The sequence below is a fragment of the Thermocladium modestius genome (genome assembly GCF_055398215.1).
The window spans coordinates 1,383,964-1,405,683 of sequence record NZ_AP043731.1; the positions used below are offsets into that span (position 1 = coordinate 1,383,964).

Annotated in this window: 17 protein-coding genes and 1 tRNA gene; 12 read left to right on the forward strand and 6 right to left on the reverse strand. The window is 54.4% G+C overall.

Translation table 11 applies throughout. From position 1 onward, the window contains the following. Positions 1-95 precede the first annotated feature (95 nt). Positions 96-171 (reverse strand) — tRNA-Trp (locus ACZ5ZS_RS07145). 127 nt (positions 172-298) lie between these two features. Between ACZ5ZS_RS07145 and fbp the strand changes: the two genes are divergently transcribed. Both fbp and tpiA read left to right on the forward strand, forming a co-directional pair. Further along, the gene (gene fbp, locus ACZ5ZS_RS07150) at positions 299-1,486 is read left to right on the forward strand and encodes a fructose-1,6-bisphosphate aldolase/phosphatase (RefSeq protein ID WP_188596889.1); all 1,188 of its coding nucleotides are present in this window, start codon (positions 299-301) and stop codon (positions 1,484-1,486) included. A 67-nt stretch (positions 1,487-1,553) separates the two neighbouring features. Further along, positions 1,554-2,234, forward strand: coding sequence for a triose-phosphate isomerase (gene tpiA / locus ACZ5ZS_RS07155; RefSeq protein ID WP_188596890.1), 681 nt, complete (start codon positions 1,554-1,556; stop codon positions 2,232-2,234). Positions 2,235-2,269: 35 nt separating this feature from the next. On the opposite strand, the gene ACZ5ZS_RS07160 is transcribed toward tpiA, so the two are convergent. Continuing rightward, complete coding sequence (locus ACZ5ZS_RS07160) at positions 2,270-3,928, reverse strand: long-chain-fatty-acid--CoA ligase (RefSeq protein ID WP_188596891.1); 1,659 nt, start codon at positions 3,926-3,928, stop codon at positions 2,270-2,272. 97 nt (positions 3,929-4,025) lie between these two features. Between ACZ5ZS_RS07160 and ACZ5ZS_RS07165 the strand changes: the two genes are divergently transcribed. Beyond that, positions 4,026-5,255, forward strand: coding sequence for an acyl-CoA dehydrogenase family protein (locus ACZ5ZS_RS07165; RefSeq protein ID WP_188596892.1), 1,230 nt, complete (start codon positions 4,026-4,028; stop codon positions 5,253-5,255). A 75-nt stretch (positions 5,256-5,330) separates the two neighbouring features. Next, on the forward strand, positions 5,331-5,660 hold the full coding sequence (locus tag ACZ5ZS_RS07170) for an SCP2 sterol-binding domain-containing protein (protein ID WP_188596893.1): 330 nt from the start codon (positions 5,331-5,333) through the stop codon (positions 5,658-5,660). A gap of 2 nt (positions 5,661-5,662) precedes the next feature. Here ACZ5ZS_RS07170 and proS read toward each other — a convergent pair whose 3' ends face one another. Beyond that, a complete protein-coding gene (gene proS / locus ACZ5ZS_RS07175) occupies positions 5,663-7,144 on the reverse strand; it encodes a proline--tRNA ligase (RefSeq protein ID WP_188596894.1) in 1,482 nt (493 codons plus the stop codon). A gap of 139 nt (positions 7,145-7,283) precedes the next feature. Between proS and leuS the strand changes: the two genes are divergently transcribed. Continuing rightward, complete coding sequence (gene leuS / locus ACZ5ZS_RS07180) at positions 7,284-10,187, forward strand: leucine--tRNA ligase (protein ID WP_188596895.1); 2,904 nt, start codon at positions 7,284-7,286, stop codon at positions 10,185-10,187. 20 nt (positions 10,188-10,207) lie between these two features. Here leuS and ACZ5ZS_RS07185 read toward each other — a convergent pair whose 3' ends face one another. Continuing rightward, positions 10,208-11,479 (reverse strand): TldD/PmbA family protein, encoded by a 1,272-nt coding sequence (locus ACZ5ZS_RS07185; RefSeq protein ID WP_188596896.1) that lies wholly within the window; start codon positions 11,477-11,479, stop codon positions 10,208-10,210. Continuing rightward, complete coding sequence (locus tag ACZ5ZS_RS07190; protein WP_188596897.1) at positions 11,469-12,848, reverse strand: TldD/PmbA family protein; 1,380 nt, start codon at positions 12,846-12,848, stop codon at positions 11,469-11,471. The genes ACZ5ZS_RS07185 and ACZ5ZS_RS07190 overlap by 11 nt, the downstream gene beginning before the upstream one ends. Before the next feature lie 107 nt (positions 12,849-12,955). Here ACZ5ZS_RS07190 and ACZ5ZS_RS07195 point away from each other — a divergent pair, with 107 nt between their 5' ends. Then, entirely contained in the window at positions 12,956-13,504 is a 549-nt protein-coding gene (locus tag ACZ5ZS_RS07195) for a hypothetical protein (protein WP_188596898.1), read from the forward strand. Positions 13,505-13,508: 4 nt separating this feature from the next. On the opposite strand, the gene ACZ5ZS_RS07200 is transcribed toward ACZ5ZS_RS07195, so the two are convergent. After that, on the reverse strand, positions 13,509-15,674 hold the full coding sequence (locus ACZ5ZS_RS07200) for a glycoside hydrolase family 31 protein (protein ID WP_188596899.1): 2,166 nt from the start codon (positions 15,672-15,674) through the stop codon (positions 13,509-13,511). A 90-nt stretch (positions 15,675-15,764) separates the two neighbouring features. Between ACZ5ZS_RS07200 and ACZ5ZS_RS07205 the strand changes: the two genes are divergently transcribed. From ACZ5ZS_RS07205 to ACZ5ZS_RS07230, 6 genes are all read left to right on the forward strand, one after another. Then, positions 15,765-16,772, forward strand: coding sequence for a pyridoxal phosphate-dependent aminotransferase (locus ACZ5ZS_RS07205; protein ID WP_188596900.1), 1,008 nt, complete (start codon positions 15,765-15,767; stop codon positions 16,770-16,772). Further along, a complete protein-coding gene (locus tag ACZ5ZS_RS07210) occupies positions 16,747-17,490 on the forward strand; it encodes an adenosylcobinamide-GDP ribazoletransferase (protein WP_188596901.1) in 744 nt (247 codons plus the stop codon). The genes ACZ5ZS_RS07205 and ACZ5ZS_RS07210 overlap by 26 nt, the downstream gene beginning before the upstream one ends. A 92-nt stretch (positions 17,491-17,582) precedes the next feature. Next, positions 17,583-18,143: a 30S ribosomal protein S19 gene (locus ACZ5ZS_RS07215; RefSeq protein ID WP_188596902.1), complete on the forward strand. Its 561-nt coding sequence runs from the start codon at positions 17,583-17,585 to the stop codon at positions 18,141-18,143. A 10-nt stretch (positions 18,144-18,153) separates the two neighbouring features. Further along, positions 18,154-18,591: a 30S ribosomal protein S17 gene (locus ACZ5ZS_RS07220; RefSeq protein ID WP_306464052.1), complete on the forward strand. Its 438-nt coding sequence runs from the start codon at positions 18,154-18,156 to the stop codon at positions 18,589-18,591. A 318-nt stretch (positions 18,592-18,909) separates the two neighbouring features. Next, positions 18,910-20,796 carry a 2-oxoacid:ferredoxin oxidoreductase subunit alpha gene (locus ACZ5ZS_RS07225; protein ID WP_229657740.1) on the forward strand — a complete coding sequence of 629 codons (1,887 nt, stop codon included), beginning with the start codon at positions 18,910-18,912 and terminating at the stop codon, positions 20,794-20,796. After that, a complete protein-coding gene (locus tag ACZ5ZS_RS07230; RefSeq protein WP_188596903.1) occupies positions 20,783-21,709 on the forward strand; it encodes a 2-oxoacid:ferredoxin oxidoreductase subunit beta in 927 nt (308 codons plus the stop codon). The genes ACZ5ZS_RS07225 and ACZ5ZS_RS07230 overlap by 14 nt, the downstream gene beginning before the upstream one ends. Positions 21,710-21,720 lie beyond the last annotated feature (11 nt).

A 21,720-nucleotide genomic window follows, 5' to 3' on the forward strand; every position in this document is an offset into this window, starting at 1 on the left:
TTAAATAGTTTTTCAGCGGCCCAGCGATGAGTGGATAATCAACCCATAATTGCCGTTCATCCATATGAGTCTATAATGTGGAAATTCATTGTTGATGGGCCCGGAGGGACTTGAACCCCCGACCAACAGGTCTGGAGCCTGCCGCTCTGAACCTTGCTGAGCTACGGGCCCTCGCCGCTCCCTCGTTGTGGACTTTTTATTTTTTACCTTATTACGGGCCCTCGCCGCCCCTCGGCCGCTGGTTACACTGATTATACTTGAGATTAATATTTATTAAACCGTGGGTTTATTACACCCCATGAAGATATCCATTTCGATAATAAAGGCGGATATAGGCGGTCTTCCCGGCCATGCCTGGGTTCATCCCAAGATACTGGAGTATGCCTCGGATAGATTGGCTGGGGAGGTTAGAAGGGGATCCATAATAGATTACTTCGTGTTTAATGTGGGGGATGATATGAGCCTATTGATGACTCATGATAAGGGATTAAATTCTCCTGCCATACATGAGGCCGCGTGGAATATCTTCAGGGACGCGACGGAGTCGATAGCCAAGAAGGTGAAGCTATACGGCGCCGGCCAGGACTTGCTCAAGGACTCGTTCTCCGGCAACATAAGGGGCATGGGGCCGCAGATCGCCGAGATGGAGTTCGAGGAGCGGGGAAGCGAGCCCGTGATAGTGGTAGCTGCGGATAAGACCGAGCCCGGGGCCTTCAACCTACCGTTCTACAAGATGTTCGCGGATCCCTTCAACACAGCAGGCCTCGTGATAGATCCAGCAATGGCGGAGGGCTTCTTGTTCGAGGTGATAGACGTGGTGGATGCCAGGGTTTACCTGCTCAAGGCGCCGGAGGACATTTACAGGCTGCTGGGGCTGATCGGAACCCCAGGCAGGTACATAGTGAGGAGGGTTTACAGGAAGCGGGATTTAATGCAGGGAGCAGTGGCCAGCGTGGAAAGGCTTAACCTGATAGCGGGTAAGTACGTCGGCAAGGACGACCCGGTCGCCATAATAAGGGCACAGCACGGATTGCCGGCCGTGGGGGAGGTCCTGGAGGCCTTCTCCTACCCCCACTTGGTGGAGGGTTGGATGAGGGGGAGCCACGTCGGTCCGTTGACGCCGTCCAAATTCGTGCAATTCATTCCCGACAAGAAAATCGCGCTGGGGCCTAAGATGACCAGGTTCGACGGTCCTCCAAAGGTAGGCGCCCTCGGCTTCCAACTGCACGACGGTTACCTGGAGGGACCCGTCGACCTATTCGACGATCCCGCGTTCGATTACTCTAGGCAGACGGCCGCCGCCATAACGGATTACATTCGCAGGATGGGTCCAATAATGCCGCATAGGTTGCCGCCAGACGAGATGGAGTACACAACGCTATCCCAAGTGCTGAAGGAGGTCAGCTCCATGCCGCTCGACGATTATGAGAAGGACAGGGAAGGCGCGCTCAAGGCATTGATGGCGAGGACTGGGTCCACGGGTTAATGCCGTAAATACACAGCCTCCCCCTTAGACCCTCTACGTTTATATTCCTGGACGCACTCGCCGCCTCATGAAGTTGCCTATCCTGGTCATAAACATGAAGGCGTACCAGGAGGTGGTGGGGGAGGGAGCTATTCAACTGGCCAAGGCGGCAGACGAGGTGTCCAGGGAGACCGGGGCCTCTATAGCCGTTGCCCCCCCGCTTCCCCTCCTCAAGCCCGTGGTCGAGGCGGTGGAGATAGAGGTATTCGCCCAATCCGCCGACCCAGTGCGCCCTGGAGCCGCTACGGGCTTCACGCCGCTCGAGATGATAAAGGAAGCGGGGGCCCGCGGGGTCATCCTAAACCACAGCGAGCATAGGCTGTTGTTGAACGACTTGTCCTGGATGATAGGCCGCGCCAGGGATTTGGGGCTTGATCAATTGGTGTGCGCCCCGGATCCCGAGACAAGCGCTGCCGCGGCTGCGCTGTCTCCCACGGCTATAGCGGTGGAGCCCCCCGAGCTGATAGGGACAGGCAAGGCGGTCAGCAAGGAGAGACCGGAGGTGATATCGAGGACGGTGGAGCTTGTTTCGAGAATAAGCAAGGGCGTCCACGTGATAACGGGGGCCGGCATAGAGAGCGGGAGCGACGTGTCCGCCGCCCTATCCCTGGGGACGCAGGGCGTTCTCGTTGCCAGCGCGATAGTGAAGGCCAGAAACTGGAGGGATAAGATAACTGAGCTTGCGCTTCCATTGTTGGGGAAAAGATAATTGGCTTTCTTTCCAGAATGAAGAGGGGAATAGCCTCACTTCTGCTTCAATACGTTGCCGTACCTATCCCGCAGCGATTTCTTGTCTACCTTACCGGTGCTGGTGAGGGGAAGCTCATCAACTATTATCACCTTGTCCGGGAGCCACCACTTGGGTATTGCGCCCTCGCTCACGTACCTCTCCAGGTGGCGTATTATGTCTTCCTCCCTTAGCTGCTGCCCCTTCTTGGGAGTCACCAAGGCCACTGGTCTCTCGCCCCACTTGTCGTGAGGCACGCCTATCACTGCCACGGCGGCAACGCTTGGGTGAGTGGATATTAGGTCCTCAAGCCTCAGACTGCTTATCCACTCTCCCCCTGACTTTACCACGTCCTTCATTCTATCCACTATCTTGACGTAGCCATCGGGGAGCCTCACCGCGGCATCCCCAGTGTGGAACCACCCATTCCGCCAAGCGTTTCTCGTCTTCTCTTCATCTCCCATGTACTCCTTGAATATCCAGGGCGATCTAACCGCTATCTCGCCTATGGTCTTGCCATCCGGGGGAACATCGTTATCGTACTGATCCACCACCCGCAGATCCACCAGCGGCACAGGGAGCCCGGTCCGTATCTCAACCTCCTTCCTGCTCTCCCCGTCCAGGGAGGCGTGCTCCGGCCTTAGGTGCGATATTGTGAGTATGGGCGCGGTCTCCGTCAGCCCGTACCCGCTGATCACCGTCATTCCCCTGGCGACGGCTGCGTCCAATAGTCCCTTGGGCAGGGCCGCGCCTCCTATTATCATCTTGACGCCGCGCAGGTCGTACTTGGGGGAGTCGGGGTGGGAGAGGAGCGCGTATAGTATCGTTGGGACTCCGGCCGTGAAGGTGACCTTCTCCTCCGCGATCAATCTAAGCATGTGGCCCCACTCGAATTTGCCGGGATACACTATTTTCACCCCTGCCAGGGGTAGGGAGTAGGGCATTCCCCAGGCGTGGACGTGGTACATGGGGACGAGCGGCATCGCCGTATCTAGGTTCTTGAGCTCTATTGGCGGTTGAACCACCGCCCCTATCGTTGCCAGCGAGTGGAGCACAAGGCCCCTGTGCGTGTGGATTCCTCCCTTGGGCAGCCCGGTGGTTCCGGACGTGAACAGCATGGTGGCGGGGGTTCTCTCGTCGAGCTCCGGGAACGATGCCTCTCCCTGTTTGGCGGTTTCGTCATAGTAATTAAGCATCTTGACGTCGACGTGATCATCAGGTACTTTGTTTTCATCGCTCATGTATATCACGTATTTTATGGAGTTCACGTTGCCCATTATGGGTTTTAGGAGGGGTGAGAAATCGTCGATGTTGATGAACAACAGTTCAGGCTTGGCGACGTTCATTGTGTATATTATCTCCTGTGGGGCTAGACGTACGTTAACTGTAAAAAGCGTGGCCCCAATTGATGGTACCGCATAGTACAATTCCCCATACCTAAGCGAGTTCCAGTCCAGGACGGCCACCCTGGTGCCCGGCCGCCCCGCCTCGCCCCGCTTCGCTCCCAGCTCTAATAGCAATGAAGCTACTTGTCGAACCCTGTGATTGAATTGGGTATTTGTCAACATGGTGCGCCTTCCATTATATGGCCAATAAACTATCTCCCTATTGGGATATGATGACATTATGTAATTTAATATTTTGTCTATTGTTAGTTGATAGTCATAGTAGCTCATGTACCTAGTAGAAAAAGCACATTAATAAATGTTACTGCTCTACACTACATATAGGTAATATTTTTTAACTCAAATTAACCCCAAGTATTTGATAAGTATGGTATTTCCCTTCGATGGTCTGGGAGACTATCAATTAATGTTCAAGGCAGAACACGAGATGTTCAGGAAAGCCGTCCGCGAGTTCGTGGAGAAGGAAATAAGGCCCCTGGCGCAACAAATAGATGAGACAGATGAAGTGCCAAGGCCCCTGCTGGAGAAGATGGCGCAGCAGGGCTTCTTCGGGCTGCATTTATCGGAGGAGTACGGGGGGCAGGGCGGCGACACGATGATGACCGTGATATTAAGCGAGGAGATAGCAAGGGTGTCGCCCGCCGTTACGGTGGTGATGGGCACTAACGACCTGTTCTCGATACCATTATTGATATATGGTAATGAGGAGCAGAAGAAGAAATACTTGCCGCCCCTAGCCAAGGGGGAGAAGTTCGGGGCATTTGCCGCCACGGAACCATGCTGCGGAAGTGATGTGGCTGGATTCCAGACTAAGGCTGAGAAGAAGGGAGATAGGTGGGTCATAAATGGTAGAAAGATGTTCATAAGCAACGCGGACCTAGCGGACTACTTGATAGTGTTCGCCAGGACGAGCCCTCCCCCTGACAGGAGGAGGAGGTGGATGGGATTGACTGCCTTCATAGTCGAGAAGGGAACCCCAGGCCTTAGCTTGGGAATGAAGGTCCACAAGATGGGGCTTAGAGGCAGCCACACTTGGGAGGTAGTGCTGGATAACGTGGAGGTGCCCGACGAGAATAGGGTCGGGATGGAGGGCATGGGATTCCTGATAGCCATGGAGACCTTTGATAGGACCAGGATAGGCGTGGCCGCCCAGGGTCTCGGCATGGCCCAGGCAGCGTTCGAGACCGCCTTCACGTACGTGCACCAGAGAAAGGCATTCGAGGCCTCGCTGGCCTCGTTCGAGGCCGTGGAGTTCTCCCTAGTCAACATGCTTAGCGAGTTGATGAGCGCTAGGTACCTCACCTACCTAGCCGCCTACTTGGCGGATCAGAATAGGCCGGAGTTCACGTTCGCGGCCTCGCTGGCCAAGTTCTACGCCACTGAGGCTGCCGAGAAGATAATCTCGGAGGCAATAAATCTGCACGGCGGGGTCGGCATAACGACGGAGGTCGGTTTGGAGAAGTTGGCCAGGGACGCCAAGATAACCCAGATATACGAGGGCGCCAACAACATACAGCGCTTGGTTGCCTATAGGCAATTGGTGAGGATCCTCCGCAATAAGGGGGTATTGGGCGGGGGGTCCTCCGGCGAAATGTGAGTGGGGAGGGGAGCGGTTCCCTAATTCCTCATTTTGGCCAGCAACTTTTATAAAGGCGTTATAATCCGTTGTAGTATGTCAAGCGAAGATCCAATACAACTGCTCTCCAACTTAATAGACGCGAATAAGCAGAAGATAGCCGAGAAGATGAAGAACGTGGACAAAGTTTTTCAATTTCAAGGCAGCAATCTAGAGGCATTCTACGTGCAGATAAAGGGAGGAACAGCCTCCGTGGTCAAGGGAGTCCACTCATCCCCCAACCTGAGCATCAGCATAAGTAGGGATAACTTGATCAAGTTGATAAAGGGGGAGCTGGACCCCATAAGCGCGTTCTTCAAGGGTCAATTAATGATAACTAAGGGAAATCCCATGGAGGCCATGGATCTAATAAATTTAATGAAGTGAACTCAATATCTTCTGGAGACCCTAACCCAGTAATTAGCCTCCTTGTCCGGACACGCCAAGTCTCTATGCCCTCCTATCTGCTCGCTTGGATCGGAGTCAACAGGCACGCCCAGGACGTTGGCGTCCAGTGACTCCTGCATCTTCAATCCACACTGCTCATCGCCGCTCCATGGAACCACTACGACGCCTGAATTCAATTTATTCAGGGCCTCCTTAATATCGTCCACCACGTATATTGACCTCCTCATGTTGCTCCACGCCTCGCCTCTCATGTTATCGCCAACATCCACTATAAGCTCCTTGACGAAGTCCACCGCCTCCTCCCTGGACACCTCGTACTTCTCACCCGTGTCCCTGCGGGCAAACGTGATGACGCCTTTGTCCAAGTCCTTGGGCCCTATCTCCGCCCTTATGGGCACTCCCCGCATCTCCCAGTCATTGAACTTCCAGCCGGGCGTCTTATCATCCCTTAAGTCGGCAATGGCCCGTATTCCCGCCGCCTTCAACTCCTCCGCGGCCTTCTCAGCTGCCCCCTTCACGTCGCGTCCCTCCTGGGGTATTGGGATCACCACCACTTGTATTGGAGCTATGTTAGGCGGTAGCAGTAGTCCGGAGTCATCGCCGTGTATGGCCAGCATGCTGGCTATCACTCTCTCCGAAATGCCGTAGCTGGTGGTATGAACGTACTTGGCTGATCCATCCTTGTCCAGATACGTGACGTCGAATACCTTCGAGAAGTTTGTTCCCAAGTAATGCACGGTGCCTATTTGAATGGTCTTTCCATCCGGCATTAATGTATCAAACGCGATTGTGTAGACGGCGCCGGCGAATTTATCCCACTCCGGCCTCCTCGATATCAAGTACGGTATGCTGAGGTAATCATATATTTTCTTATATATCTCTATGGCTTCCCTCACGGTCCTCTCCGCGTCCTCCCTATCGGCGTGCGCCGTGTGGGCCTCCTTGAACATAGAGATCTCCCTCAGCCTTATCATTGGGTGAGTGGATTTAGTCTCCGCCCTGAAAACGCTGGCTATCTGGTAAACCTTGAGAGGCAAGTCAGTGTGATCCTTTATCCACAGCTTGAACATGGGCATCATGGCGGTCTCGCTGGTGGGTCTCAGGATTAGTCTCTCCGGGTCCTTACCTCCCTTTGATACCCAGAAGACCTCCTCCTCGAAGCCCCTTATGTGCTCGCTTTCCTTGCTGAAGTACTCCAGCGGTATGAAGACGGGGAACAAGACCTCCCCATGCCCGCTCTCATCGTGGAGGCGCCGTATCTCCTCCTCAACCATTCGCCGCACCCGCAGGCCGTAGGGCCTCCATATGTAGGCCCCCTTCACCGGGTACCTATATTCATATAACTCAGCGTCCATTATTACCTTATTGAACCAATTTATGAAATCCTTGACCTTCTCGCGCTTTCTCTCGCGCCTCCCCCTTACTATGCGTGCCTTACCGAGCTCGGCAATAGGAATCCCCATTCCTCGAATCGAGGCTGCTTTTTAACATTAACGCTGGTGGGATCGGGATTGGGCCGTCGCTCATCCATTCACGGAAATGTTAAAAACCTTGGCATGGGCGCAAAAACGATGAGCTTTCTATAACGATACGGTAAGGGAAATGCTGGAGATATCCAGGAAATGGCAGAAGGAATGGTACTCCCAGGGGATCTTTGAGGGGAAGATCGATGATGGCAAGCCCAAGTTCTTCATAACGGTTCCGTACCCCTACGTTCAGGGCCCGCCTCATATAGGGCATGGAAGGACCTTCACGATAAGCGACATAGTGGCTAGGCTTAAGAGGATGCAGGGCTATAACGTGTTGTTTCCCATTGCGTGGCACATAACCGGCACTCCAATTCAATCCGTGGCGGATCGCATAAGCAAGGGGGACTCGGAGATAAAGTCCCTCTACGAGTGGTACGTCGGCATTTACATCAAGGATAAGGAGGAGGTGAGCAGGGTCATAGAATCATTCAAGGATCCCTGGAACATAGCCAAGTTCTTCGCCGGCCATTACGAGGAGGACTTGAAGATGCTGGGCCCATCCATGGACTTCACCCGCCAGTTCACCACGGGGGATCCCGAGTATAGCTCCTTCATTATTTGGCAGTACTACAAGTTGAGGGAGCTCGGTTTCATAGCTCGGGGAAAGCATTCCGTGCTCTTCGCGCCGGCTGAGGGGCAGGCCGTGGGGGAGCACGACATAAGGGGAGGCGATGAGATCAACATAGAGATGCTTGAGTTCAACCTGGTAAAGTTCCGCTGGGGGGATAAGTACCTGGTGGCGGCCACGTTCAGGCCGGAAACCATATTCGGCGCCACGAACATCTGGGTAAACCCAGCCGCGGCCTACGTGGAGGCACGCGTCAATGGGGAGACTTGGATAGTGTCGAAGCAAGCGGCTTGGAAGCTGTCCTACCAGGACAAGGAAGTCAAGGTGATTAGGGAGTTGAGGGGGAGGGAGCTCCTCGGGGTTCAAGCCATAAACCCAGTCACGGGCGCGCTCCTCTACGTGCTGCCCGCCAGCTTCGTCGACGACGACACTGGGACGGGGATTGTATACAGCGTTCCAGCCCACGCTCCCTTCGATTATGTGGCATTAATGGATCTGGCTAGGATCGATGATGAGTTCGGGAGAATCGCGCGAGCCATCTCTCCCGTGGGCATAATAAGGGTGGAGGGCTATGGGGAATGGCCAGCCGCCGACATAGTGGGCAGGATGGGGATACACAGTCAAGAGGAGAGAGGTAAGTTGGAGGAGGCCACCAAGGCGATATACAGGGATGAGTATTACTCGGGCGTGATGAGGGATAACACGCCGTTTCCAGGAGTTAAGGTGTCGGAGGCCAAGGAGAGGGTAATTCAATTATTAAGGGAGAAGGGCGCGTGGGACGTCATGTATGAGACGGAGCCGCGGTTGATCTACACGAGGGGTGGGAACAGGGTTATCGTGGCGGTGATAAGGGATCAATGGTTCCTGAACTACGGTCACCCCGAGTGGAAGCCCAGGATACGCGAGGCGCTGGAGTCCATGAAGATAATCCCAAGCTCGTATAGGGTTAACTTCGAGTCCACCGTGAATTGGTTGGGCATGAGGCCCTGCGCCAGGAAGAGGGGCTTGGGCACTCGCCTTCCCTGGGATAATGAGTGGATAATAGAATCATTGAGCGACTCCACAATATACATGGCCTTCTACACTGTGGCTAGGCATGTAAAGGAGGGGGAGGCCTCCAAGGTCCTCAGCGAGTTGGCCAGCAAGGTGATAGATAGCAATGGCTCTGATGAGGATTCCCTCAGGAAGCTGCTCTCATTCTATGACTACGTGTTCCTCGGCGAGGGTCAACCCCTCATCCTGCCGGAGGTTGCTCGCAGGGCGCGCGAGGAGTTCTCCTACTGGTACCCCGTGGATCAACGGCACAGCGGGATTGATTTGATCGGGAATCACCTCAGCTTCTTCATAGCCCACCACGCCGCCATATTTCCCAGAGAGATGTGGCCGAGATCCATCACGCTCAACAACTTCGTGATACGCAATGGCCAGAAGATGTCCAGGTCCTTAGGCAACGTGCTTCCCCTCAGGGAGGCCGTGGGCAGTTATCCGCCCGATATGGTTAGGCTCTACGTTGCATATGAGGCTGACCTTGAGAACTTGTTGGATTGGAAGGATAAGGAGGTCGACGTGGTGCTCTCCAGGTTAATGACCTTCTGGCGCGTGGCTAACGAGATAATATCAATGCCGGCCGAGTCCATGAGTGAGCATAAGCCATCCCTGCCCAGCGAGTGGCTGCTCAACAAGGTGGATAAGGCCTTGTTGTCCGCTCCATCCCTCATAGATGGCATGAGGATAAGGGAGTACGTGTTGGATTCATTCTTCAACATGCTGAATGCCGTGGAAGTGTATATGGAGCTGAAGGATGGGTTGCCGGAGTCCAAGGCAGTCTTGAGGGAGTTCTTGAGGAGGTGGTTGGTGTTGTTGAGCCCCTTAATGCCGCACTTGACGGAGGAGTTATGGCACAGGTTGGGAAATTCATCCATGCTCTCCCTGGAGCGGTGGATAGTGCCGGCTAGGGAGCCCAGCGACGCTGCTGAGAGGGCGGTGGGCGTAGTGTTCAAGACAATAGATGATGCCAGGGAACTCCTCAGAATAAAGGGGAAGGCCAGAGCCATTCATGTATATGTAGGCCCCAGCGATGAGTTGTATGACTTGATGAGGTCCATATCGTCCAAGATGGCGGAGAGGAAAGACGTGGGCGCGATAATAAGGGAATTAACCGGGGATCCTAGGTTCAGCAGCGTCAAGCAGAGGATCCCGGACTTGGCGAGGAGAATGATCAACGGGCAGCTGCCCAGGGACGTAGTGGATAGGGAGGTTGAGGTATCGGCATTCAATTACTTCAAGCCGGTGATGGAGAGGAGGCTTGGGGTGGACGTGGTAATACATGATGCATTGAATCCGGGAAGCGATTTGGGCGGCAAGGCCAAGGCCGCCCTCCCGGGCCGCCCGTCGATTTTCATCGAGTGAACACGGTGGATTCCAATCCATTACTGGCTTTTCGTGACTGGGAAGCTGGAGATTGCCACGAAGGGAGCCTTGGTCGGGGTCTCCACCTCCCACCACCGTATTGGGTACTGGGTCTTGGAAACCGCCTCCACGTTCCTAAGCAAGTCGCCTAACCGCCCCGCTAACCTCAACCTTCCCTTGGATCGCCCAACCACCTTGCCATTTCTTATCAATAGGATGGCATCCCTTCCCACCGTGGAGAACACGCCCTCCATGCTGTTCTGAAGCCTCGTGTACCAGTTATTCGTGAAGAGAACCCCATCTCCATCCAACACGTCCTCCTCGCTTGCTTCTCCCCCTGCAACCTCTAAGTTCCACGGCGAGGGATGCATCCAGCCCGCGTTTCCTGTGCTGCTCGTGCCGCGTCGCTTGGCCAATGCGGTGTTGAATAGGAGGGTCTTGAACTCCCCGTTCTCCACTATAGCCTTATCGTAAGTGATCACCCCCTCATCGTCGAAGAATATGGGCCTCATATCGCTCAGCGGCTTGTCGTATATGGTCAGCAGCGGCGAGAACATCTTGTCCCCTGGCCTCGCCTTGGTGAATATGGATGACCCCATCTCCACAGACATGGCGGACGCCATTCTTCCCACCAGTTGGAGTAGGTTGGAGAACACCATTGGGGACAGCATCACCCTGTGCCTTCCCTCGTCTATCTCAACTTCGTCGCTGATGGCTGCGTACTCCTCGGCCCGCTGCATGGCAGCCTTCACGTCATTGATGTTGAGCCGTGAACCCGTCGTGGACCAGTGGCCCGTGTGCTCGCCCTTGAATACCCGGAAATGCGATGTAAATGTCGTTAACTCCTCCATCCCTAGAAAACCACCGCTGGTCGCGACCTGCCTATTGATCGCCTCAAGAGTCACAACGCCGCTGGTTCTCTCCACGATCATGTTGAGCAGATCCCCTATTAATCCCTCAGGGTTGGCTATGCTTCGCTTTATCTCCCCATCGCTTGCGTCCCGCCTCACCTCCCTCTCGTTCTTGGGTACTTCGAAGAAGAAGGGAGACTCAATCATGCTGCTCCTCACCTCCTTCTGCAAGTCCTTGGGGGGATTGCCCGAGAAGCCTACTATCGCCATCCTTCCGCCCTCCCCCGCGTAGATCCTGCCCTCGACGGTGCGCCACCGCTGAACCAGGGCCACGGCGCTGTCCACTATCTTTATCATAAGGCTATCCCTGAACTCCAGCACCGCCGCCTTCTCCTTCTCCTCTATTGAGTCCAGCAGGGATGTGATTAGCCTACTCTCCAAGCTTCTTCACCCTTATATTTCTGATCCTCATATTGGGTCCCCCCATCCACACGGGCACTGCCTGGCTCGGCTCTCCCTTCCCGCACATGCCGGCGTAGAACCTCAATTCATTATCTACGGCATCTATGGAGGAGTATATCTCCCCCGTGGTTGCCTCCAGCACTGGATACTTAAGCGGCTCCCCAACCTCGCCGTTCCTTATCTCGTAGGCCTCGAGCCCCACATAGCGTTGCCCCCACCTTATATCGTCGATGTTCCACTCCATATAGCTCTTCAAGAATATACCGCCTCGCACGTCCCTAACCAACTCGTCGAACTTCATGCTGCCCGGCTCAAAGAAGGTATTGGACATCCTTATTATCGGCTCCGACTGGTAATCCATGCTTCTCATGGCTCCATTGGGTTCGGAGTTCATCTTAAACGCGGTGAAGCGGCTGTGGAGAAGCTCGTTGACTCTCCCCTCCACTATCAACCTGCGCTTCCTTGCCTCCACGCCCTCGTCATCCACCAAGTAAAAGCCCAAGCTGTTGGGTATGGTTGGGTCATCGGACACATTGACGGCGTTCGAGGCGAATTTGCCGGAGGCCAGGCTCCCGAGGTAGCTCTTGCCCGCCTGGGCTGCCTCCCTTCCCAAGACTCTGTCCGCCTCGAAGGGGTGCCCCGTCGATTCATGAGCTATTATGCCGGATATCAAGCTGCTGACCACCACATCCATCCTGCCCGTGGGCGGCGACTTGCCGTGTACCAACACGTAGTCGAGGGATCTAATCCTCCCCACCAATTCATCATGTATTCTCCACTTGTCCAGCAGCTCCAAGCCGCCCAGCGCGCCCAGCTCGTCCGACCACATGGCCATGGTCTCCCCCGCGTTCTCCAGCACCATGGAGTACATCACCCAAATGCCCGGCCTCTCTATGTAGGAGTAAGTGCCCTCGGTGTTGTATAACGCCCTCTCCTCCCTGAATTCAGTTAGGGATATATTGAATCTGATCAGTTTGGACTTTATCTTCTCCCCCCTCACCAATGAGTCCAGCTCCTTCAATATCTTGATTTTATCCTCCAGCGATACATCCTCGACGGGCTTGGCTTGGGGAACCACCACTCGCCTCTCCACTGGGACGACGGGCTTGAACCCCTCCTCCCAACTCTTTGCCCGCACCTCCAACTTATCGGTCCTGGGCTCATTGGAGGAGAATGCCGTTAGTATCCCGTTCTTGAAGGACCTGACAAGGTACCCCTCGCTGACCCACGTCGACTTGCCCGCCACCTCTCCGTTCACCAAGGATATGCTGGAGCCCTGCTGGCGATGATACCGCGCGTCGGAGTAAGGCGCGGTTGAGTCTATCAATCTTCGCAAATCGTCCTCCATGGTATATATTGTAGCTTTGCCTTTTAAGCATTAACGATGTGCGCTGCCCAACCGAATGCCGGCGGCCGCTGGCAAAACATTAAATTGGCGTCGGTAGGCGAGCGCCGATGCTGGTGCTACTGGCTGCAATGCTGATGGCTTGCCCCCTCTACATCTACAACAACAGCGCTTACAAGCTGTTCCTATTCGATCGCGTTTATTATGATAATCTAACCTTCGATCCATCCAATCTAACCTGCACGTACTTGACTAGGCTCTTGGATATTGAGTTGAATTACTTGAGAAGAATACGGCCCGCTCCCCGCATCAAGATCAAGCTAGTCCAGCAACCCAGCGAGACCGCCGCCGTGGCTCGGCTCTTGGAGTATGATGAGGAGTACTTGAGGCGAGTGGAGGAGGAGTTCAATTCATCGTGCAGCGGGGCCTGCACGTCGAAGTATTTCGTGTTATATACAATGCTGTCCCAATTCTATGAGGTGAACTCCGAGGCGTTGGGGTTGATAAACTCCCCAATAATAGAGAACATAACGGAGTGGAGTCATGCATTCATGGCAGAGCTGGCTATATTCAATCCAGCATCGCCGTTACCATCCCCCGCGCAGGTACAGGGGAGGATAAACTCAATGATAGAATACATTCAATCACTGCGCAGCTAGAAAGTTAATCGCCTAGCTCCAGCTCCACGGCGGAGCCCGGCTTGACGGTCGCCTCTATGAAAGAGCCCCTCGCCGAGTATTGAGCCGGTGATCCATCTATGAGGAACCGCTTGGGCTTGTTCTTGGTGTATATGGAGAGGGTCACCCATGTATTAAATGAATCGGGCCCCCGCTTCCCCACCTCTATGCGAGATACGGATCCCTTGAGCTCCTGCCTTATGGTTAACTTGCTTGGTTCCCCCATGGACTCGCCGTCATCCTCATATATTGTAAACTCGCCGTTGCCCGGGTATATCAATGCGATTAATGACTCCCGCATCATGGGCACAACTCCCCCCTCCCTAACCAGCACGGGGGGATTGCCGAGGGGCACGTCTATTGTAGTCACGGCTCCCCCCTCCACCTCGCTTCCCATCCTGACATCCAGCCACTTGCACTTGGGCAGGTAAGCCCTTCTAACTGTTGACCCGCGTTCCAGCGCAGGCGTTAATAGAACGTAGGGTCCCAGCATGAATTCATCGTCTATCTCGTGGACGTTATCGTCATCTTGGAATTCATAGACGAGGGGGCGGATTATGGGCTCCCCCAATTCATGTGATCCCCACGCCAGCGAGTAGATGTAGGGCATTAACTCTTCCCTCAGCTTGAGGAGACCCCTTATGATCCCCTCATAGGCGCTCCCCCAAGCCCACGGCTCTTGGTCCGGCGAGTCGATTGATGTATGGTTCCTCAGCAGGGGAGTAAATATGGCCACCTCGTACCACCTAATCAAGAGCTCCGGATCCAAGTAGAAGCGGCCCTGCTTGGTGTTCTTGGCGAATCCCCCCACATCAGCGCCAACAAATGGGACCCCCGACAAGCTGAGCCCCAGCAGGATGGGAATTTGAAGCCTCAAGTGCTCCCAACTGCTCGTGTTGTCGCCCGTCCATATGGCCGCGTACCTATGGATGCCGGCGTAGCCCGCCCTACTAAGTATGAATGGTCTCTTGCCCGGCCTGGCCTTGAGCATTCCCTCATACGTTGCCTCCGCCTCCAGCAATGCGTATGCATTATGTATCCTGGCGTGAGGCACTTGCCTTCCGTCCACTACGTGCATCAAGTCATCATCCGAGACCGTGTGATCCTTATAATCGAAGCCGGCAGGTTCATTCATGTCCAGCCACACTCCATCTATTCCATCCTTGACGAAGTCCGCCACCAACGAGCTCCACCAATTCCTGACGTCGTCCCTAGCGAAGTCGGGAAAGGCGCAGAGGCCCGGCCACACGCGGGATGTGAAGAGATCCCCGTTTCTTCTCAAGCAGAAGTAATTACCATCTATGCCGGACCTGAATACTGGGTAAGTGGGGCTTGTCTTAACCCCCGGGTCTATGATGGTGACCACCCTAATCCCCGCCTCATGTAGCTTATCGATGAGGGACTTGGGATCAGGGAACCTCTTCCTGTCCCACGTGAATATCTTATACCCATCCATGTAGTGTATATCCAGGTAAACGGCGGAGAGCGGCAATCCATCCCTCCTGTATCGATCCACAATGGCCAGCAAATTGGTCTCCGGATAGTAACTGTACCTGCTCTGCTGATTCCCCAGCGCCCACTTAGGCGGCAGGAAGGGTCTCCCGGTCAACTCGAAGTACGATCGCAGCACGTCCTTGATGGATGGCCCGTATATTATGTAGTGATCCACGGACTCGTCGTCGACCACGACCGTGAATTCGCCGAAGTCGGTCTGCCCCAGGTCTATTGACATGTAGGCGGGCGAGTCCACGAAGTGACCCACCGCCCTGCCGTTGCGCAGCACTATGAAGAACGGTATCGACACGTAGAGGGGATCCGTCCCCGTCGCGTAGCCATACGCGTCGGTGTTCCACATGATCACTCTATGCCTCTTCCTATTCAAGGGAAGGGCCTTCTCCCCAAGCCCATAGACTTTATCGAATGGCCCCAACTCCCCTCTTATTACTATGCGCTCCCCGCTCGCTTCATACGATACCCTCTCCTCGGTATCGCTGAATCTGGCCGACACCGTGTTCTCCGCCACGGCCACTATGGGGCCCTCCCCGCCGCTCTCTCCCTCCTTCACCACGGCAAACGATGACCGCCTCTCCCTACCCACGTGAGTTCTCACCACGTTAGGCGATATCAACGAGACAGTGATGGCATTATCCATGTGGAACCACCCACGGGCCAAGCCGTAATTAAATATTGGGCTTCAGTGCTTGAATCCCAACTTTAAAAGGCCCGAGGCGAGGCATTGTGCATGCCTTACCACGGCGGGCGTCGATACTTGGGCCTCGACAACGTCATGGACTTCAGCGTCAACGCAAATCCCGTCGGCCCGCCCAATTTCCTGGGCACGTGCGATTTCTTGGAGTATCCAGACCATGAATATAAGAAATTGAGGAGGGCTATATCGAATCATTACGGCGTGGAGGATGTGGTGCCCGTCAACGGGGCATCCGAGGCGTTGGCAGTGCTTCCGCTTGCCATTAGGCCCAACAAAATAGTCACTATTGCCCCATCGTATGGGGATTACGAGGAGAGAGCCGGGGCAATGGGGCTCAAGCATGAGTACGTCTTCATGAAGGACCACGGCTCCTCGTTCAGAATAGATGAATTGCCCAACCTCGGCGGTGGAGTCCTAGTCTACCTATCCAATCCCAATAATCCGACAGGTTCCTCCATAAATGCATCGACCCTGAGGGGATTGGCGGAGGGCTTGGATGGGTTCCTGGTGGTCGACGAGGCGTACATGGAGCTCAGCTCGGCGGAGTCAATGCTGGGCACGGATCTCGAGAACGTGGTGGTGGTGAGGTCCTTCACCAAGGCATTATCCATGCCGGGGCTTAGGGCAGGGTTCATTTACTCGGCCAACGAGGAGGTGATCAAGAGGACGAGGGCGCTCCTCCCCTCTTGGAATGTGAATTCATGCGCCGACTCCCTAATAACCGAGCTGCTCTCCAACTACGGCGCGCAGTACTCCAACTTCCTGGCCGTCTCCCGCAAGTATGTGGAGGCAGGATTGAGCGTGTTAAGCAGGGGATTGAGGAGGCTAGGCATGCACGTATACGAATCCACGGCGAACTTCATATTGGCGAGGGGCCCAATTTCATCCCAGGAATTAGCGGATAAATTGCTGCGGCAAGGAGTCCTGATAAGGCCGGCCCACACATTCGCTGGGCTGGGCCCCAATCACTTCAGGGTGGCCGTCAAGGATGCGTGGAGCAATGAGGTGTTGCTGGATGCAATTGAGAAGATACTTGAATGAGCTGCTCTCCCTCATTGCATTCCTGACCGTGATACCGACGGGCCGCGGCGACTTGGAGGAGGCTGCATCCGGCTTCTACTTAGCGCCTCTCGTGGGGTTCATAGAGGGAGCCATCGCCTCGCCTCCCCTGCTGCTCGGCAAACCCCTCCTCTCAGCCTCGCTGGCCGTGGCGATCTTGGCATTGATTACTGGGTTTAATCACGTGGATGGGTTCCTGGACTTCTCTGAGGCCATCATGAGCAGGTCAACGGATCCCGTCGCTGTATTAAGGGATAAGCACAGGGGATCCTTCGCGGTGGCAGCTGGGGCATTGCTTTTCATAGTGCTGACATCCGCTGTTAGCTCCGCCTCAGACCCGGTAATTCAATTGATCGAGTCATCATCCTCCGCCGCATTCTCCATGTATGTGTTAGCCAATATAAGCGAGCCCGCCGAGTCCGGATTGGGCAGGGCATTCATACTGGCATCCAAGGACGATTCCAAGGCCATCGCGTCCCTGGCAATATACTCAGCCCTGGAATTAGCGGTGTCCAGGTCGCCTCTCGTGTTTGCAATCGTGACGGCGGAAGCGTTGGCCGTTGCGTACTTGTCCAAGTCCATTGCCATGGCTAGGCTTGGCTTCGTCAATGGAGATGTGCTTGGCTTCGCGTATGAACTGACGTTGCTGGCCACGGCCAGCACAATGGCATATCTCCCGCCATATTTATCGCCTATATGAGCACGTCGTTCCAAGCACTCCCGCCCTTAATGGCGAAGGCTCTATGCGTTGGGGTAAAATGCTTAAATACCGGGCGCTTAATTGTCCTGTGAATGTCAAAGAAACCTGAGCAGAAGAAGCCGGAGCAGAAGAAACCTGAGCAAAAGAAGCCTGAGCAGAAGGCCGAGGCTCCAGCTCCAGCTCCCGAGGCGCCTCAAGAGGAGGGGGCGGAGGCTGGTCGCAAGGGATGGATAGCCCCAGCCGTTATTTCCCAGGAGGAGTGGAAGAACTATAAGTATAGGGGCTACACCTTGGAGGAGCTCCAACGGATATCTATGGAGGACTTCATTAAGTTGCTGCCCGCTAGGCAGAGGAGGAGCTTGATGAGGGGGCTCAAGCCGGAGCATAAGAAGCTCTTGGAAAGGATTAGGAAGGCGGTGGCCTCGGGCAGCAAGAAACCAGTGAGGACCCACGTGAAGGACATGATAGTTCTCCCAGAGATGGTTGGGTTAACCCTTCAGGTATATAATGGCATCACTTATATACCCATACAGATATCGCCGTGGCACATCGGTAGGTACATAGGAGAATTCGTTCCAACAGCTAAGATAGTGCAGCACGGAGAGCCAGGCCTCAAGGCCACTAGGTCCTCCCTGCACATAGCGGCTAAGTGAGGTGAGGCTGATGGAGATAGTTACGAAGCAATTACAGGAACGCCCGAAGATAGGGGATGTTATCTCCCTCCCCAACGGGGAGGAGGTGAGGGTGAGGTCGGTTGGGTTGCCTTGGTTGCTGCCGCCCAGGGTCGTGTGCAACGACCCAAAATGCCCCTGGCATGGCCACACCAGCATTAGGGGGGAGGTGTTGAGGGGAGTCGTGGACAGCGTTTACGGCAATCATGCAGTTGTAGTGCATGAGTGGCTCCACTACGTTCCCAAGTACAAGCGATATGAGAGGCGCAGGAAGAAGATACATGCTTACCTTCCCCGTTGCGTGTCGGTCAAGGTGGGCGAGGAGGTCACTATAGGCGAGACGAGGCCGCTTTCTAAGGCCACTGCATTCGTTGTTCTTGGGACCTCCAAGGATACAACATCTATTAAGCCTAAAATGGAGAGCATCTAAAGCTACGTAGAGCCGTTTTGACCTTGGGCACGCATAGTTCGTTCAGGGGATGAATTTCTCAGGCGATTCTGGACTTTATGTAAGGGATTGATGAGGAGGAGTTTAATGGATGGTGGATTTAGAGGAAGGGCGTAGTAGCGCGTCGAGCAGTTAAGGAGCAGGGCTTCGTTGAGGTGGAAGTTGGTGGTGTGGTGATGGGCTCTCTTGAGGGGTTGCGCTTCTACCTTGGTTTCCTTGTCATTGAGCTTTTGTAAAATAAAATACTCTGCGGGTAAACATTATTAATGCGGCGGTTATTCTGTGGGATAGGCGAGATGAATGGTAAAGATCACGTGGATGATAGGTGGACCGCAAGGCAGTGGAGTTGATACTTCTGCCACGGTCTTCGGCAATGCGTTGGCGAGGGCTGGTTACTACATATATGGAAACAGGGAGTACCATTCCAACATAGAGGGTCGCCATAGCTATTTCAATCTAACCATAAGTGATAAACCAATGCATAGCATATCCGATGACGTTAATATATTGGTCACGTTCGAGGCAGAGACGATATTCCAGCACTTCAGGGAGGTCCGCGATTATTTGGTTTATAATAAGGCCTTGGAATCCACTAAACTAAGCACCATTAACAGCATAGAGCGCGAGACTGCCGAGGAGATAGAGGCATTCCTGGAGTCCGTCAAGGTGCCTCCAACCGTGGAGGGCGTGCTGGGTTACTTGAAGGGCAAGGGCGTGAAGCTGATACCCGTGGAGTACGATAAGATATTGATGTCGGTGGCGGAGGAGATGAAGCTATCCGTCGCCACAATATCCAGGTCCAGGAACATAATAGCAGCGGCGATCTCGTTGAGGCTGCTCGGCTTGGATAAGGAGTACTTGGCCGAGGCAATAAGGGGGCTCTTCAAGAACGATCTATTCGTGAAGGCCAATCTACTGGCCGCGGATAAGGCGTATGGATTGACGGAGCCCGCCTACGGCTTGAAGGGAATCCCCGTGAGCGGTCACAGGGTTCAACTGGACGGCAATACTGCCGTGGCAATGGGTAAGATAGCGGGCGGAGTCAGGTTCCAGAGCTATTATCCAATAACGCCGGCGAGCGATGAAAGCGTCTTCATAGAGGCCAATCAAGTGGTTGATGCGGTTGATCCGGATACCAAGGAATCCAAGAAGGTCGGAATAGTGGTGCTGCAGACTGAGGATGAATTGGCGGCAGTAAATGCGAGCATAGGAGCAGCGTTGACGGGCGCCAGGGCGTCCACATCCACCTCGGGCCCCGGCTTCTCCCTGATGGTGGAGGGACTGGGCTGGGCCGGCATGAATGAGGTTCCAGTCGTGGTTACCTATTACATGAGGGGAGCGCCGTCCACAGGCCTTCCAACGAGGAGCGGGCAGGCTGACTTGCTGTTTTCAATGCATGCAGGCCACGGTGAGTTCCCCAAGATAGTGATAGCGTCGGGAGACCACGTGGAGGCGTTCAAGGATGCAATATGGGCGTTCAATTTAGCGGAGCGGTACCAGACGCCCGTGATTCACCTGGTGGATAAATCCCTAGCCAATGCCTACTCTATAATAGACGAGTCCGAGCTGGACTACTCATCAATGAAGGCTGATAGGGGTAAGATAGTTATTCCAGGCAGCGACTACAAGAGGTTCCAATTCACGGATGACTACATATCGCCGCGCGCATTCATAGGAAACGCGGTGATGCATTACACGGGCGACGAGCACAATGAGGAGGGCCACATATCGGAGAACTCCGCCAATAGGATCAAGATGTACGAGAAGAGGATGAAGAAGCTTGAGGTGGCGGACAAGGAGATACCGGAGGAGTCCAGGTTGAATGTGTTCGGAGAGGGGGACGTGGCCGTCATAACGTGGGGCTCCCCCAAGGGCGCCGTTATGGACGCCATGGAGGAGTTGAAGCAGGATGGCATATCGATACAATTGATACAGCTGAGGATGTTCAATCCATTCCCGAGGAACCTGGTGACAAAGCTTTTGAAGGGTAAGAGCAAGATAATAGATGTGGAGAATAATTACACGGCGCAGGCAGCCTCAGTGGTTGCATCCAGCACGGGGATACAGCCCACCAATTATATATTGAAGTGGAACGGTAGGCCCATGACTAGGACGGAGATCAAGAACGCGATCAAAACCATTATGGAGAAGGATGAGAAGAGGGTGGTCTTGAATGGCGGCCAGTAAGATAGATATCAAGCTATACAAGACGCAGGAGTGGGTTGATTGGTGCCCCGGCTGCGGCAACTTCGGAATACTCAATGCGGAGCAGATGGCGCTGGCGGAGCTGGGGCTGGATCCCAAGAGGACCGTGATAGTGTCTGGCATAGGTTGCTCCGGCAAGATAGCTCACTTCGTTAACGTGAATGGAGTCCACACTCTGCACGGCAGGGCCGTGGCGTTCGCCACAGGGATAAAGCTGGCCAACCCCGAGCTGGAGGTAATAGTCAATGCGGGCGATGGGGATCAATTAGGCATTGGGGTCGGTCACTTTGTCAGTGTGGGCAGGAGAAACGTGGATATAACGGTGATAGTTCACGATAATGGAGTGTATGGCTTGACCAAGGGTCAAGCTGCTCCAACGCTGCCGCGGGGCGTTAAGACTAAGGCGCTCCCGGAGCCCAACATAAATGATGCAATAAACCCGTTGTTGCTGGCCTTGGCCTCTGGCTACACGTTCGTGGCCAGGACATATGCCTACGACGTGAAGCATGCCAAGGAGACCATAAAGGCCGCCATAACGCATAAGGGATTGGCGTTGGTGGACGTGCTCCAGCCGTGCCCCACCTACAATAATATAAACACTAAGGAATGGTATGATAAGAGGATATATAAGTTGGAGAATTGGGATCCCGTTGTCAGGAGTGAATCCGAGATAGAGGATAAGATAACCAAGGCCTACCTCAAGGCTAGGGAGTGGGGGGATAAGATACCCATCGGCATATTCTACCAGAACGAGGCAGTGCCAACGTATGAGGACAGGGTGGAGGAGAGGGTTCCAACATACTTGAAGAATCCACCTGCCAAGCAGGAAATAGATAAGAATGGAAAATTCGTGACATCCATAGAAAACATATTGAAGAATAAACGAGTAGTGTGAACTGCTCTGCT

Bases quoted from the DNA above. Each gene is read 5' to 3' on its own strand.
- fbp (WP_188596889.1), top strand. From the start codon at position 299: ATGAAGATATCCATTTCGATAATAAAGGCGGATATAGGCGGTCTTCCC.
- tpiA (WP_188596890.1), top strand. From the start codon at position 1,554: ATGAAGTTGCCTATCCTGGTCATAAACATGAAGGCGTACCAGGAGGTG.
- ACZ5ZS_RS07160 (WP_188596891.1), bottom strand. From the start codon at position 3,928: ATGAGCTACTATGACTATCAACTAACAATAGACAAAATATTAAATTAC.
- ACZ5ZS_RS07165 (WP_188596892.1), top strand. From the start codon at position 4,026: ATGGTATTTCCCTTCGATGGTCTGGGAGACTATCAATTAATGTTCAAG.
- ACZ5ZS_RS07170 (WP_188596893.1), top strand. From the start codon at position 5,331: ATGTCAAGCGAAGATCCAATACAACTGCTCTCCAACTTAATAGACGCG.
- proS (WP_188596894.1), bottom strand. From the start codon at position 7,144: ATGGGGATTCCTATTGCCGAGCTCGGTAAGGCACGCATAGTAAGGGGG.
- leuS (WP_188596895.1), top strand. From the start codon at position 7,284: ATGCTGGAGATATCCAGGAAATGGCAGAAGGAATGGTACTCCCAGGGG.
- ACZ5ZS_RS07190 (WP_188596897.1), bottom strand. From the start codon at position 12,848: ATGGAGGACGATTTGCGAAGATTGATAGACTCAACCGCGCCTTACTCC.
- ACZ5ZS_RS07195 (WP_188596898.1), top strand. From the start codon at position 12,956: ATGCTGGTGCTACTGGCTGCAATGCTGATGGCTTGCCCCCTCTACATC.
- ACZ5ZS_RS07200 (WP_188596899.1), bottom strand. From the start codon at position 15,674: ATGGATAATGCCATCACTGTCTCGTTGATATCGCCTAACGTGGTGAGA.
- ACZ5ZS_RS07205 (WP_188596900.1), top strand. From the start codon at position 15,765: ATGCCTTACCACGGCGGGCGTCGATACTTGGGCCTCGACAACGTCATG.
- ACZ5ZS_RS07210 (WP_188596901.1), top strand. From the start codon at position 16,747: ATGCAATTGAGAAGATACTTGAATGAGCTGCTCTCCCTCATTGCATTC.
- ACZ5ZS_RS07215 (WP_188596902.1), top strand. From the start codon at position 17,583: ATGTCAAAGAAACCTGAGCAGAAGAAGCCGGAGCAGAAGAAACCTGAG.
- ACZ5ZS_RS07220 (WP_306464052.1), top strand. From the start codon at position 18,154: ATGGAGATAGTTACGAAGCAATTACAGGAACGCCCGAAGATAGGGGAT.
- ACZ5ZS_RS07225 (WP_229657740.1), top strand. From the start codon at position 18,910: ATGGTAAAGATCACGTGGATGATAGGTGGACCGCAAGGCAGTGGAGTT.
- ACZ5ZS_RS07230 (WP_188596903.1), top strand. From the start codon at position 20,783: ATGGCGGCCAGTAAGATAGATATCAAGCTATACAAGACGCAGGAGTGG.